The organism is Selenomonas sputigena (genome assembly GCF_026015965.1).
GTDB lineage: Bacteria > Bacillota > Negativicutes > Selenomonadales > Selenomonadaceae > Selenomonas.
Genome location: NZ_CP110383.1, coordinates 2,128,250 through 2,141,161 on the forward strand (window position 1 = coordinate 2,128,250; position 12,912 = coordinate 2,141,161).

The 12,912-nt window shown below is 57.8% G+C and carries 12 protein-coding genes; 2 read left to right on the plus strand and 10 right to left on the minus strand.

Annotated elements, in window-relative coordinates; all coding sequences use genetic code 11:
- Window positions 1-195: 195 nt before the first annotated feature.
- Both OL236_RS10260 and OL236_RS10265 read right to left on the minus strand, forming a co-directional pair.
- Complete coding sequence (locus OL236_RS10260) at window positions 196-861, minus strand: MgtC/SapB family protein (protein WP_265070534.1); 666 nt, start codon at window positions 859-861, stop codon at window positions 196-198.
- A gap of 315 nt (window positions 862-1,176) precedes the next feature.
- Window positions 1,177-2,160, minus strand: a complete 984-nt coding sequence (locus OL236_RS10265) for a YeiH family protein (RefSeq protein WP_265070535.1) — start codon at window positions 2,158-2,160, stop codon at window positions 1,177-1,179.
- A gap of 394 nt (window positions 2,161-2,554) precedes the next feature.
- Between OL236_RS10265 and OL236_RS10270 the strand changes: the two genes are divergently transcribed.
- Entirely contained in the window at window positions 2,555-3,847 is a 1,293-nt protein-coding gene (locus OL236_RS10270) for an ATP-binding protein (RefSeq protein ID WP_265070536.1), read from the plus strand.
- On the opposite strand, the gene hflX is transcribed toward OL236_RS10270, so the two are convergent.
- The 4 genes from hflX to OL236_RS10290 all read right to left on the minus strand — a co-directional run bounded on the left by hflX (window position 3,848) and on the right by OL236_RS10290 (window position 7,576).
- Window positions 3,848-5,791, minus strand: a complete 1,944-nt coding sequence (gene hflX, locus OL236_RS10275; RefSeq protein WP_265070537.1) for a GTPase HflX — start codon at window positions 5,789-5,791, stop codon at window positions 3,848-3,850.
- Window positions 5,788-6,186 carry a putative toxin-antitoxin system toxin component, PIN family gene (locus tag OL236_RS10280; RefSeq protein WP_265070538.1) on the minus strand — a complete coding sequence of 133 codons (399 nt, stop codon included), beginning with the start codon at window positions 6,184-6,186 and terminating at the stop codon, window positions 5,788-5,790. The genes hflX and OL236_RS10280 overlap by 4 nt, the downstream gene beginning before the upstream one ends.
- Window positions 6,187-6,201: 15 nt before the next feature.
- The gene (locus OL236_RS10285; protein ID WP_264917908.1) at window positions 6,202-6,483 is read right to left on the minus strand and encodes an AbrB/MazE/SpoVT family DNA-binding domain-containing protein; all 282 of its coding nucleotides are present in this window, start codon (window positions 6,481-6,483) and stop codon (window positions 6,202-6,204) included.
- A 94-nt stretch (window positions 6,484-6,577) separates the two neighbouring features.
- Window positions 6,578-7,576, minus strand: coding sequence for a nucleoid-associated protein (locus OL236_RS10290; RefSeq protein WP_265070539.1), 999 nt, complete (start codon window positions 7,574-7,576; stop codon window positions 6,578-6,580).
- A gap of 234 nt (window positions 7,577-7,810) precedes the next feature.
- Between OL236_RS10290 and OL236_RS10295 the strand changes: the two genes are divergently transcribed.
- The gene (locus tag OL236_RS10295; protein ID WP_265070540.1) at window positions 7,811-8,302 is read left to right on the plus strand and encodes a hypothetical protein; all 492 of its coding nucleotides are present in this window, start codon (window positions 7,811-7,813) and stop codon (window positions 8,300-8,302) included.
- Between the two features lie 515 nt (window positions 8,303-8,817).
- On the opposite strand, the gene OL236_RS10300 is transcribed toward OL236_RS10295, so the two are convergent.
- From OL236_RS10300 to OL236_RS10315, 4 genes are all read right to left on the minus strand, one after another.
- Window positions 8,818-9,456, minus strand: a complete 639-nt coding sequence (locus tag OL236_RS10300) for an HAD family hydrolase (protein ID WP_265070541.1) — start codon at window positions 9,454-9,456, stop codon at window positions 8,818-8,820.
- Window positions 9,457-9,465: 9 nt separating this feature from the next.
- Window positions 9,466-10,467, minus strand: a complete 1,002-nt coding sequence (locus OL236_RS10305; protein ID WP_265070542.1) for a Gfo/Idh/MocA family protein — start codon at window positions 10,465-10,467, stop codon at window positions 9,466-9,468.
- Window positions 10,468-10,481: 14 nt separating this feature from the next.
- Window positions 10,482-11,645 carry a DUF819 domain-containing protein gene (locus tag OL236_RS10310; protein WP_265070543.1) on the minus strand — a complete coding sequence of 388 codons (1,164 nt, stop codon included), beginning with the start codon at window positions 11,643-11,645 and terminating at the stop codon, window positions 10,482-10,484.
- A 237-nt stretch (window positions 11,646-11,882) separates the two neighbouring features.
- Window positions 11,883-12,887, minus strand: a complete 1,005-nt coding sequence (locus OL236_RS10315; protein WP_265070544.1) for an ABC transporter substrate-binding protein — start codon at window positions 12,885-12,887, stop codon at window positions 11,883-11,885.
- Window positions 12,888-12,912: the final 25 nt, after the last annotated feature.

A 12,912-nucleotide genomic window follows, 5' to 3' on the forward strand; every position in this document is an offset into this window, starting at 1 on the left:
CCTTTCATAAAATATAGATATTAGGAGCAATTCCTCCAAGAGATTTTCTCTTGGAAAAGCGCGGAACTGTCTTATGGTCATTTCATTATAGCAAATTCTGTCCTTTGCGTCTAATCGACCGAGAATACCATCGTGCCGCGCCTTGCAGGGCAAACCGCCTAGCTCGAAGGCGTCTCAGGACGGTGACTCTTTCTCTCAGGCAATATTTACGCCCGTGACGCCCTCGATGCGGCTGACGGCTTCAGCGAGTGCGACGCCCTTGACCTTCGCATGGTTGAAAAGCTCGAATTCCAGCACGAGAGCATGGTCGCTGTCATGCGAGCGCATCGTCTTGACCGTATGCACGGTGAGGCTCATATCCTCCAGGCACTCGTTGATGTGCACGATCTGGCCGGGCAGGTCGCGTGTGAAGACCGTCAAGAGGATGTGGTTATCGTGCAGCACCCACTCGTCGATGCGCGAAAGCGCGCCGAGCGTCACGAAGACGAGCCCTGTCGCCAAAAGAGCCGCTGTATAGTAGCCGCCGCCAACGGCGAGGCCGACGCCCGCGACGACCCATAGGCAGGCGGCCGTCGTCAGTCCCGTGACCGTCAGCCCCTCCTTCATGATTGCGCCTGCACCCAAGAAGCCGATGCCGGAGACGACCTGCGCCGCAAGGCGTGCAGGATCGGCGTTCGTCCTGCCCTCGACGCCCTGATAGATCGCCGTCGAGATGAGCATGACGAGGCACGAGCCGAGGCACACGAGCATGTTCGTGCGAAGCCCCGCCGACTTGCGGCGCGACTGCCTCTCGTAGCCGATGACGCCGCCGAGGACACACGAGAGCGTCAGCCGCAAGAGTATTTCCCATTCGGATACCATAGGGCCTCCTTCCAAGATGGATGTGCTTAGGGAAGCGCTGATAAAATGAAGTCGCCAGATGTACGAAGATGGGGGGCTGAATTTATCAGTGCTTCCCTAGAACTTATCCCCAGATTTGTCCACTTTGTGCATAAACCCTGTGGAAAAGTCGCCGATTTCTCAAGAAAAATCAACCATCAACCGCGCTGTGCAGAACTTATCCACAGGATTGTGGACAGTGTGGATAACGAATCGGGCGCAGGATATGTCCGTTCCAGTTGAAAAAAAGGCCACCTTCCCGTATACAGTCCCGCCGTCTTTTTCTATAAACGTGTATCAGATGATACCGATGAAATGCTGCACGATGAGCGAAACAACGGCGACGGCGATCCAGCAGAAAAGCCCGAGCGTGATGGGGCGCACGCCGTTCTTTAAGAGCGCGGCGAAGTCCGTGTTGAGACCGATGGCGCTCATGGCGAGCACGATGGCGAACTTGCCCGCTTCCCCGAGGAAGTGCGAGAGCGCTTCGGGCAGGACGCCCGTCGTATTGACGATGGAAGCGACGACGAACCACAGGATGAACATGGGGAAGATGCGCTTGAGGCTGAATCCCTTGCCCTCCGCCTTGGAATCGCGTGCCGCGAAGAGCGCGAAGGCGAGGCACACGGGCACGATGCACAAAGCACGCGTGAGCTTGACGATTGTCGCATAGCTGCCTGCCTCGTGGCTGTAGGAGTAGCCGGCCGCAACGACGGATGATGTATCATTGATCGCCGTGCCCGCCCACATGCCGAAGCCGAGGTCACTCATGCCCATGAAGTGCCCGAGGAAAGGGAAGATGAATACGGCGATGACGTTGAAGAGAAAGATCGTCGAGATGGAAAAGACGATGTCCTTGTCCTTCGCGCCGATGACGGGCGCGACCGCCGCGATGGCAGAGCCGCCGCAGATCGCCGTGCCCGCGCCGATGAGCGTCCGTGCATCACCCTCGACGCCCAAGAGCCTGCCCGCGCCCCAGGCGACGAGAAATGCCGTCGCGAGCGTCGATGCCATGACGGCGAGCGACTGCGAGCCGACCGACAGAACATGGTAGAGGTTCATCTCGAAGCCCAAGAGGATGATCGCGTACTGCAGGATCTTCTTGCCCGTGAAGCTGATGCCCGCCTCGAAGTTCTTCGGACGCGCAAGGCGCGCGAAGCACATGCCGAGGAGGATGCCGAAGACAGGCCCGCCGATGATGGGGAAGAACTTCCCGAGGACATAGGCGGGAACGGCGAAGAGCAGAGCGTAGGCAATGCCTCGCAAATACTCGCTTTTCATGATGGAAAAACATCTCCTTTGATTGGAAATCCAAGCGGTCAAGCCGAAGGCAAGACCGTGCAGCTTGCAAAAGTCGCCGCATGATTCGGAAAATGCGGCATCTCCTTTAGTGTACTATGAAAGTCCAAGAAGTCAAGCCCAAGGACGACTTATGTCGCAAGATATTCTCAATAAAACTTCTCATCGCAGTTTTGTAGAAAAATGTGCAAAAATATATTATGAAATGCAGAAAAACGTGCGAAAAGGGCTTGTGGAATACAGAAAAACGTGCAAGAATACAGTTATATTATGAAGAAAATCGTGATGCTTGTCCTGCATGAAGTCCTGCTCCCTTTGGGGGATTGCCTTTCCCGTGGCAGGACAACGAAATCGAACGAGGAAGGAGGCGTTCCGCATGAAGCGCAATGCCATGGCCGCCTTGCAGCAATGGAAAGACAGCAAGAATCGCAAGCCGCTCGTCTTGCGGGGAGCGCGGCAGGTCGGCAAGACCTGGCTCATGAAAGAATTCGGCAGGACCGCATACGAAGACTTCGTCTATTTCAACTTCGACGAGGACGAGGCGCTCAAGTCCATCTTTGAAACAAACAAAGACCCGCATCGCATCGTCGAACTGCTCTCTCTGATTGTGAACAGGAAAATCGAGCCGGAAAAGACCCTGCTGATTCTCGATGAAATTCAAGAATGCCCGTCAGCGCTGAACGCACTCAAATACTTCAAGGAAAAAGCGAGCGACTATGCGACCATCGCGGCGGGCAGCCTGCTCGGGACGCTCCTTGCCCAGCCGAAGTCGTATCCTGTCGGCATGGTCAATCTGCTCGATCTCGGGCCTTTGACCTTTGATGAATTTCTTGCCGCGACGAATCCGGCGCTTTACGCTTATTACGCGGGCATACAAAAAGGGCAGCCGATTGAGGAAATCTTCCACAATCGTCTGCTTGAAGCCTACGACCATTATCTGATCATCGGCGGCATGCCCGAATGCGTCGCGTCCTGGCAGGAAGCGAAGGATCCCTTGCAGATCGCGCGCATCCAGCATGAACTCGTCGAGATTTACGAAAACGATTTTTCCAAGCACAACGGCAAGGTCAACCGTGCGCGCATCCTCTTGGTCTTCCGAAGCATCGTTTCCCAGCTCGCCAAGGCGAACGAGAAGTTCATGTACGGCGCCGTGCGCACGGGCGGCAGGGCGCGTGATTTTGAAGAGGCCATCGAATGGCTCGTTTCGGCAGGAATCCTCAGCCGCGTCTGCAATGTTTCCAAGATGGAGCATCCCCTAGCGGCCTTCGACCGGCTCGACCAATTCAAGCTCTTCCTCTTCGATACGGGGCTGCTGAAGCACATGGCGGGCGTCGACAACGGTGCGATTCTCCTCAAAAGCGACTTCCAATTCAAAGGGCCGCTGACAGAGAACTACGTCCTGCAGCAGCTTCGCGGTCAATTCCCGCTCGCGCCGCGCTATTACGCCGACAAGAACAGCGAGATCGACTTCGTGCTGCAAAACGGCATGGAGATCGTGCCCGTGGAAGTCAAGGGCGGAAAGCGCAAGGCGGCACCGTCGTTCAAACGCTATATCGCCACCCGAGCGCCGCAGTGTGCACTGCGCTTTTCCCGGCTTGGCTATCAAAAGGATGGCGCCATCACGAACCTGCCCCTCTATCTTGCAGCAAGGGCAAAAGACTTTTTATAATTACGAAATCTCATAGCGGCGAAAGCGAGCGGCTTTTTCTTCGCTCAGACGGACGCGGACGCGCGTGCCGCGCTCGTCGTAGTCCGTATGAAGCACTCGCCCCGCCTCGTGCAGGCGCGTGACGGCTGCGCTCTCCGTAAAGGGGATATGAAGCGTAAGCTCGACCTCGCCCGAGCGGAAGAAATCGGCGATCTTTTCCTGCAACTCGACAAGCCCCGCGCCCGTCCTCGCAGAGATGGCGCAGCCCTCGCGGCCGCGCAGGAGGCGCAGGACGGCGGGCGGCAAAGGCGCTTCTTCCAAGGACGGAATCTCGCCCTCGGAAAAACCGCCCGCCGCGTCGCCCCCCGCTGCCTCGTGTCTCGCATCGTCTGCCGGATCGACATGCGCCGCTGCGTCGCCTCCGCCCGTGCCGCCTGCGCCGTTCGTCAGGCGATCGAGCTTGTTCAGCACATAGAGCATGGGCTTTTCGGCTGCGCCAAGCTCCTTAAGGACTTCAGTGACGGCCTCGATCTGGAACTCGGCAGCCTCGTTCGACACATCGACGACATGCAGCAGAAGGTCGGCTTCAACGACCTCTTCGAGCGTTGCGTGAAAGGCCTGCACGAGCGTATGCGGCAGCTTTTGTATAAAGCCCACGGTATCGGTCACGAGGATTTCGCGGCCGTCCGCGAGCCGAAGAGAGCGCGTCGTCGGGTCGAGCGTCGCAAAGAGCTTGTCCTCGGCGAAGACCTCTGCGCCCGTCAAGGCGTTCAAGAGCGTCGACTTGCCGGCGTTCGTATAGCCGACGAGGGCGGCGACGGGGATGCGCGCGGCGCGGCGGCGCTCGCGATGCAGCAATCGCTCCTTCTTGAGGCGCTCGATCTCGCCCTCGATGTCGTGGATGCGACGACGGATGCGACGACGGTCGACTTCGAGCTTCGTTTCGCCAGGGCCGCGCGTGCCGATGCCGCCGCCGAGCCTTGAGAGCACGAGCCCCTGTCCCAAGATGCGCGGCAAGCTGTACTTCATCTGCGCCAACTCGACCTGCAGCTTGCCCGCCGCCGTGCGCGCTCTCTGCGCGAAGATGTCGAGGATCAGCGCCGTGCGGTCGAGGATCTTCACGCCGAGCGCCATTTCGAGATTCCTCTGCTGCGACGGCGTAAGCTCATCGTCGAAAATGACGAGCGTCGCACGCTCGTTCTGGATGAACATCGCCATCTCCTCGACCTTGCCGCGCCCCAAAAAGAACGCCGTGTCGGGCTTCGCCTTCTTCTGGATGAACGTGCCGACGACGGTCGCGCCCGCCGTGCGTGCAAGCTCCGCCAGCTCGGCGAGCGAATCCTCCGTCGTCCACAGAGCGCAGGTCATGGGCGCGTCGATCCCAGCGAGCACGGCACGTTCCTCCTCATCGTCCGTCGCCTGCGTACGCTCCCTCGAAAGACGCCTGTTGATGCTCTGGATGAGCGGCGTCAGGCGGATGCGATTCAGATGATCGGCGCGCACAGGGCCGAAAATCTGCACTTCGAGCGTGCCGTCCTCTTCCTTCTCGCCCGTAAAGAAGCCGAGGCAGCCGACGCTCTCGCCCGCGAGTCGCCCGATGGCCGCCATCGCGTCGAAGCGCAGGCGGCGAAGCGACGAGATGTCGGGATCGCTGAGCTCCGTATCACCGCTCGGATGCGTATGGATGCAGCGCACGCCCGAAAGACGCACCTCCGAGCGGGCATCGACGGCGGGCAGATCGACCGTCCACGTGTTGCCGACGGAAATTTCGATGATGCGCCCCTTGCGGTCGACGTAGACGGCGACTTCGCGCCCGATTTCCTCCGTGACGGCGATGAGCCTCTCGTTCAGTTCCTTCGTCGAAAGCTGCCCAACCGGCACGCTCAGATCGTAGAGGCTCTGCAGTTCTCGCATGATATGCGGCTTGAGATTCTGAATCTCGCCCTGGATTCTTTTGTCCTTCATGACGCCTCCTTTGCTGTAAACTCTGCCGCCGTCATAATTTTCGGCTGCTTTATACCGGATTCTAAGAAGTCCTTATCTCCCGTCAGTATAATATCCACGTTTGCTGCCGCAGCAGCTCGCAGAATCGGACGATCCTTTGTATCTCTTATCCGACGTTCCTCTTTCACGGATTCATCGGGAATTGGAACAATCTCGATTCCATAGAGAGCAACTGCCAAAAAGCGCTCCATCGCAGAGATTTTCTCAGGAAATTTCCGATTGAACACGCGCCTTAACTCATCAATATTCTGCGTGCACACAATCCCACAATTCGGATAGGATACAGCTTTACAGTATGCTTGAAATGGCGTTTTGCTTCCCAATATTGCCGAAATCAATATATTGGTATCAATCATCACGCGCATTTCGCATCATTCCCCTTCGCTGCGGATTTCCGTGACCATGGCATTTATCGCTTCCTCCGATGTCAGACCTGCCCTTTGCGCCTCGCCGAGCATCTCATTTTGCAGTACTTGCATAGCATATACAGCGGAATTTACCATACGAACCGAGCCCTTTTCTACGATAAAAGTGACCCGGCTTCCGTGATCCAGCCCCAGAACATTCCGTACATCTTTCGGAATCGTTACCTGTCCTTTTGCCATGACTTTGGCATTGTCTATAAACGTATCCGGCGCAGTTGCTGCCATCATCGTAAAAACTCCTTTCAAAAAGTAGGAAAAATCCTACTTTGAATGTAGCATATTCGTCGCACTCTGTCTATCCCTAAGCAGTAGAAAAGTGTTCTCACCCTCGATTGACGATATTCTGGATCTGCTTGAGTGTGATGGAGATCGTGCCGTCTTCGCCGCGGCGGAACTCGACGAATTCCGTGTTGTCGAAGTAGTCCGTCGGGATCACAAGCTCGATGCCCGTGTCCGTTTTGAGCTTGTGATTCTTCATCTTCTTGAGGATGGATTCCTGGTCCATCTCCACGGGCGCAGCGAATCCCGCTTCCTCGATCGCCCGCTCGTAGTCCGCCTGCATGGCGGGATTTCCCTTGAATACCTCTCGGCCAACCTCCAAGGGATTCACGGCATCCTTTTCGGCAAGCTCGCCCGCGACGAAGGATTTGACGGCAGCCGCCGTCTCCACGGCATCGCCGCCATAGGCCTCGGCGACCTTCTTCGCCGTATCGCTCGCCTTCTTCAAAGCCTCGCGCGCCGAAGGCGCCTGTCCGCATTCCAAGACAAGCTCGGGCAAGACGAAGATGGCGTTGCCGTCGACGCTGTAACGCTTGGCGCGCACATAGGCAGCGAACGTCGAAAGATCGACGAAGGCGAACTCGTCCATCGTCGCCGAAGCGCTCGGCAAAAGGGAGCCGCATGCCGAAAGCTCCGCCGAAAGCCCGCCCTCCGTATCGACGACGGCAGGAGAAAATCCTGCATGGCTGCGACAGAGGAAGACGATGAGCTCGCGCCGCTCATCTTCGTGCACTTCGAGCACGAAGAGCAGCATGCTCGCCGCCTCCGCCGCGTGGGAAAACGCACGCAGAAAGCTCTCTGCCAGCGTGCGCGAAAAGGCGAGGAAATCCTTCTCGCCCGCAAGATAGGCGGCAATTTCCTTCCTGCACTCGCTGTCCTCGTAAAACGTCCCCGCCTTCTTGTCGGGACTCTTGCGGCTCTTCTCGATATGCGTGAGGAGATATTCGCTCGTCTCGCCCGTAAGCGGCAGCTCCGCCGCCGAAAGAAGCGAAGAGCCCGCCGCGTCGAGGATATGAAGCGCCGCCTTGTCGATTGTGGTCATATTGCACCGCCTTTCGGAGAACGACCCGAATCTCTCTGGCCTTCCCCTTTATCGTCCATCATCATTCTATCAGAAAATCTTAGCATCGCCTATAGAAAAAAGAAGGATTTCCAATCATCGACGGGGAATTAAAGCAAAAGGGTTTTCTCTGCAGAGCGTACAGCAGAGAGCGGGCGGTCGTGGATTCGCCCCGCACACGATACAGCGATTCCAGGGAACGGGAGAGATTATGCCATGGAAAAGGAGCATGTGACAACAGGCAGGAAGGTATACCTGGGCAATCATTCCATTGAATATGAAGCGTTCATCGCCGAGCCGCGCCTGATCGAGGTCGATCCGATGGAGTGGCAGAAGTATATGTCGGAGCAGGCGAAGCGGCGCTTGAAGAAGGCGGAGGCGAAGGCGCGCAAGAAGGCCGAGGCGGAAGAGGCGGCGCGTCGAGCGGCAGAAGAAGAGCGAAAGCGCGAGGAGGAAGCGGCAGCCAGGGCGGCGGCAGGGGAAGCTGCATCTGGCGAGGAATCGCCCGAGGACATCGCCGCACGCATCGCGGGAGACAGGAAGCAGGCGCAGGCGGACATCTTGGACATCGCCAAGCATACGGTCGAGGAAGCGCCCCAAGCGGAAGACGTCGCCTCGCGCATCGAGCGCGAGCGGCGCGAGCGTCAGGCGGCGCTCCTCGACTTGGCGAAACAGCAGCAGCAGTTGGCGGCAAAGCGAAGCCGATGATCGAAAAGCGGCTTTTGCAAACGGAGCGCTTGGACTTTTCTCAACTCAATATACGCGCAAATGCTCACTTTGCAGGGATTGTGCGCGCCTCTTACATGAAAAGTCCATCGGTCTCCCCCTCAGGCTTGACCCCTTGGATTTTTACGGTAAATCGTCAGAAAATCTTGACAAGTCAAACCATTTGCTATATAATGAAAGCAAGCAAAAGGGGAAAAGGAAGCCGGCGGATGAAGTGACCGGTACCTGCGCTTGATGGGGGCAGTTAAAGGAAGCCTCCGAATACTCGGAAAGGAGGAGAATCCGATGGGACGGTGAGTCTCGAAAAAAAGTCGGATGAGAAGTGAATGACGAAAGAATCGTGCCTGAACGAATAACCGCCGCGCGAAAGCGCGGCGGTTATTCGTTCTTTGCGTTTGCGTCAATACATCGCAGCAATCCGGGCAGGCACAGAGCGATGACCGCCATCTTTTCGCATGTTCGGCCATGTGCGTCCAAAGCGGTTCAATCCCACTTCGCTATGCCAGCAGTTCGCCGAGATTTTTCATGATCTTCACATGCGGCAGCGCCTCGAAGGCGGCGCTTTCCGTCGTGCCCGTGAGCACGGCGGCGAAATCGACGCCGGCCGCCTGCGCCGCTTCGGCGTCGACCAAGTTGTCCCCCGTGTAGATGACCTCGGACTTTGCCGCGCCGAAGCGGCGGCAGGCGGCGAGAATGCCTTCGGGCGAGGGCTTGAACGTCTCGACGTCCTCGCAGCCGATGACGAAGTCGAGAAGATGCGTGACATTTTCAGCGATGAACTTCTCCATGATGCGATGGCGCGTCTTCGTCGAGATGATGGCGGTCTTCACGCCTGCCGCACGCAATTTTTCTAGGAGCGGCAGCGTCTCGGGATAGAAATGCGTATTCGGCGTCATTTCCTTGTCGGCCTCCTTGCGATAGCTGACGAGGAAACGCTCGCATTCCGCCGTCTCCTCGATGCCCGCAATGCGGCGGATCGCTTCGTCCATCGGCAGGCCGATCGTGCGGCGGATCGCCTCGTCGGGCACGTCGTCGTAACCGAGCCGCTTGAGTGTCGTATGAAAGCAGCCTGCGATGCCCTTTTCCGAATTTGCAAGCGTATAGTCGAAATCAAACAGATAATAGCGGTATTTCATTCATTCACCTCAAGATCTTTCTGCAGCCGCTTCTTCCTCGGGGTACTTGACGCCCCAGGCCGCCCGCAGCTTCGTCATGACCTCCATGACGCCCCGCGTATAGTCGAAGCGCATCTCGTTTCCTTCCCCGCGGACGGCGCGCTCCATCGCGAGAACCTCGTAATCGAGCGCTTTTTCCGTCTCGCCCGCCGCAACATCTTCCCGGCGTCCATCCGCCGCCCAGATGATGGAAGCACGGTCGGCACGCGGATAGTCGCAGATCTCGATATAAGCGTCGTCGAAGGAGAACACGGCTCGCTTGGGCTGCTTGGCGTGAAGGGACAGCGTGATGGCGGCCATTTCCTCGGCGCTGTTCTTAAGCACGATGACCGCCTGCTCGTCGACGCCGCTCGGTGCAAGACGCGTCCGAGAGACGATTTCCTCAGGGTTTTCCGCAAAGAAAAAACGTGCGCAGGACAAAGCGTAGACGCCGATGTCGAGGAGTGCGCCGCCCGCGAGACGGAGATTGAAGAAGCGGTTTTCCATATCGTAAGGCTTATAACTGCCGAAGCTCAGCTGCGCGAGACGAAGCGAGCCGAACTCGCCCGCCTCGATGCGCGAGGCGAGCGCACGATAGAGCGGCATGTGGTAGATCGTCATCGCCTCAGCGAGGACGAGTCCCTTCTCCTCAGCGAGAGAGGCCGCCGTCGCAAGCTCGTGCGCATTGAGCGTGATGGCCTTTTCCGCGAGTACATGCTTGCCGGCGGAGAGCGCCTGCGTGATGTAGGGCGCATGCGTATTGTGCGGCGTCGAGATGTAGACGATGTCAATGTCCGGGTCGGCGAGGAGAGCCGCCGGCGTATCGTACGCTTTTTCTATGCCGAACTCTGCCGCGAAGTCCCTCACCTTCTGCGGCGTGCGCCCCGCTGCAGCGCAGAAGCCTCGTCCGAGCCGCTGCAGCGCCTGCGCCATTTCATGCGCGATCGTGCCGCAGCCGATCGTCGCCCAGCGGCAGGTTCTCTTCTTTTCCATAACGTACAACCCCTTCAAGCGAGCATTTCCAACAAGCGTGCAATCCATAGTCCGAGCGGCGTGCCGATGATGTGTCCAAGGATCGCCAGGAATATGCCGACGGGGATCAAAGCGCCGGAATACAGGCTCGCGAGAATCGGCGCTGATGCTACGCCGCCGATATTCGCCATCGAGGATATGCACAGCGTGAACATGTCGAGCCGGAAGATGCGTGCGATCAACGCCATGAGAAGGAAGTGCACGCCGAGGATGATGAAGCCCGCGAGCACCCAGGCGGGCGCATCGCCGAACTGCAGCAGGGATGTGCGCGAGGCGATGAGCGCGATGAGCGAGTAGAGCATCACGTTTGCAACCTCCATGGAGCCGGCAATGCGCCCGAGCGGAGAAAAGGCGGCGATGAGTCCGGAGGCTGCAATGAAGAGAATCGTCCAGATGGACTGCGTGAGAAAGGGCATGGCAACGTAAAGCAAGGGGCCGAGATCTGCGCCAACGGAGGAGACGAGGAGCGACGTGCCAAAGATCAAGAAGATTCCTTGAAAAGAAATCTCTCCCGTCCGCCTCGCATCATCGTCCTCGATCGCCTGCGATACGGCGTCCAGCTTCGCCGTATCCACTCCCATCCAGCGATTGAAGCGCGGGGCAAGCGTGACGAGCCAGAAGAGGAACAGGACCCAGATCGTATAGTCGATAGAGTCGACGATGAACGCACCTTCCATGTCGATCGTTGGAATGTGCAGCGCGGTCTGAATCTCCATGATATTGTCGTAGCCGCCGATCCATGAGCCGGAGAGTGCACCGAGCGTCATCCACGCGTTAGCGCCGAGATGATCCTTCATGGCGAGGAAGGCGACGACGAACCCGGCGGCAATCGTGACGGTCGCAGAGAAGAAGCCGAGGAGCATGCGCGGCCCGATGCGAAAGATCTTGCGGACATCCGAGCGCAGGAGCATCGTGAAAATCATCGCATAGGTCAGGAGCGCCGAAAGCTCGCGATAGACGGGCTTCGTTGCCGCCATGCTCCAGACGCCGAGCGTAGCGAGCAGCATCGAACCGATGTAGATGAAGACGACGCCGGGAACGAAGCGAAAGACCGCCCACCCCGTCACCCTTTCGGCAGCAAGAATCACGGACGCGAAGAACACAAGGACGGAGACATAGGAAAGCCCGTCGGTGATCATCAAATCCCTCCTTTTTTGCAAAAGCGTCGGTATACAGAACTCCCTGCCAGTATACCATAAGGAAAGCTCCCGGACTACTCGCCTTTCGTACAAATCCAAAAAAAGCGCCGCACAGGCGCCTCTTTTGGTCAAGTATTGAGAATTCATGCACACCCCGCACATGCGGGAGACGTGCCAGGCAGCATCAAGAACGTACGGGAAGCTTCAACATCGCCGAGCAGCGCTTCCTTGAGAGTCTCACTGCAGGTTGATTCCGTGAATCTCTTCGGCAAGGCGCTTCAATGCCTCGACCGTGCGCACGCCCGGCGTGATCTCCGAGAGTTTCACCTTGAGGAAGTGGTTTTCCTTGACGGCCTTGACATTCGCAAGCTGAGGATTTTCCTTGATGGCGGCGACCTTCTTCTGGAAGTCGTCATCGTTCCGTATGCCGTTGCTGTAGTCGGCAATGATGATGTACTCGGGATCTGCAGCGACTACGCTTTCCCATGTCGTCGCCGCCCATGTCTTGTCAACGCCGGCGTCCGCCATGACATTTTCCGCGCCGATAAGCTTGAGGATGTTCGTCGTGTAGCCCTTGTAAGCAGTGAAAGGCTTGCCGTCCGAGGCGTCGTAAATGAACACGCGCTTTTTCGGCAGATCCTTGATCTTTTCCTGCACGTCTGCGAGGATCTTCTTCTGCCCGTCAACCCATTCCTGCGCCTTCGGCTCGACACCGAAAATCGCGCCAAGCTTCATCATGTCGTCAAACACGGTATCGAGGCCAGCATCGAGCTTCTGCATCGAAGACGGGATATAGATGGGCACGCCCTGTGCCGTAATCGAATCTGCGGGAATGCCGCGCTTCGTGAAAGGCACCTCCCAACCCGTTGCGAAATCGGGCTTTTCTGCCATGAAGGTTTCGTAGGACGGCCACTTTTCCGCGAGCACCTTGACCTTGTCATAAGACGCCTGCAAGGGCGGGTAAATGTCTTCCTCCTTCATCGCCGTGCCGACCATCTTATCCTCAAGACCGAGCGCGAGCATCATTTCCGTCGTTGCCTGCGACATCGAGATGGCGCGGCTCGGCGCCTTTTCCACCGAAGCCGTCACTTCCTTCCCGTCGAGCGTTTCCGTCCATGTGACGGGATAGCCCGCCGCCTTTCCTTCCTCCGCCTTCTTTGCGTCATTGCCGCAGCCGGCGAGTGATGCGAGGAGCAGGGCGGCGAGTCCCGCCGCAGCCGTCTTCTTCAGCCATTTCTTCATAAAGATCCTCCTTTGATATATACCC

Coding starts and splice junctions, on each gene's coding strand:
- OL236_RS10315 (WP_265070544.1), bottom strand. CDS start 12,887: ATGAAGAAATGGCTGAAGAAGACGGCTGCGGCGGGACTCGCCGCCCTG.
- OL236_RS10305 (WP_265070542.1), bottom strand. CDS start 10,467: ATGGAAAAGAAGAGAACCTGCCGCTGGGCGACGATCGGCTGCGGCACG.
- OL236_RS10285 (WP_264917908.1), bottom strand. CDS start 6,483: ATGATGGCAGCAACTGCGCCGGATACGTTTATAGACAATGCCAAAGTC.
- OL236_RS10270 (WP_265070536.1), top strand. CDS start 2,555: ATGAAGCGCAATGCCATGGCCGCCTTGCAGCAATGGAAAGACAGCAAG.
- hflX (WP_265070537.1), bottom strand. CDS start 5,791: ATGAAGGACAAAAGAATCCAGGGCGAGATTCAGAATCTCAAGCCGCAT.
- OL236_RS10260 (WP_265070534.1), bottom strand. CDS start 861: ATGGTATCCGAATGGGAAATACTCTTGCGGCTGACGCTCTCGTGTGTC.
- OL236_RS10265 (WP_265070535.1), bottom strand. CDS start 2,160: ATGAAAAGCGAGTATTTGCGAGGCATTGCCTACGCTCTGCTCTTCGCC.
- OL236_RS10310 (WP_265070543.1), bottom strand. CDS start 11,645: ATGATCACCGACGGGCTTTCCTATGTCTCCGTCCTTGTGTTCTTCGCG.
- OL236_RS10290 (WP_265070539.1), bottom strand. CDS start 7,576: ATGACCACAATCGACAAGGCGGCGCTTCATATCCTCGACGCGGCGGGC.
- OL236_RS10295 (WP_265070540.1), top strand. CDS start 7,811: ATGGAAAAGGAGCATGTGACAACAGGCAGGAAGGTATACCTGGGCAAT.
- OL236_RS10280 (WP_265070538.1), bottom strand. CDS start 6,186: ATGATTGATACCAATATATTGATTTCGGCAATATTGGGAAGCAAAACG.
- OL236_RS10300 (WP_265070541.1), bottom strand. CDS start 9,456: ATGAAATACCGCTATTATCTGTTTGATTTCGACTATACGCTTGCAAAT.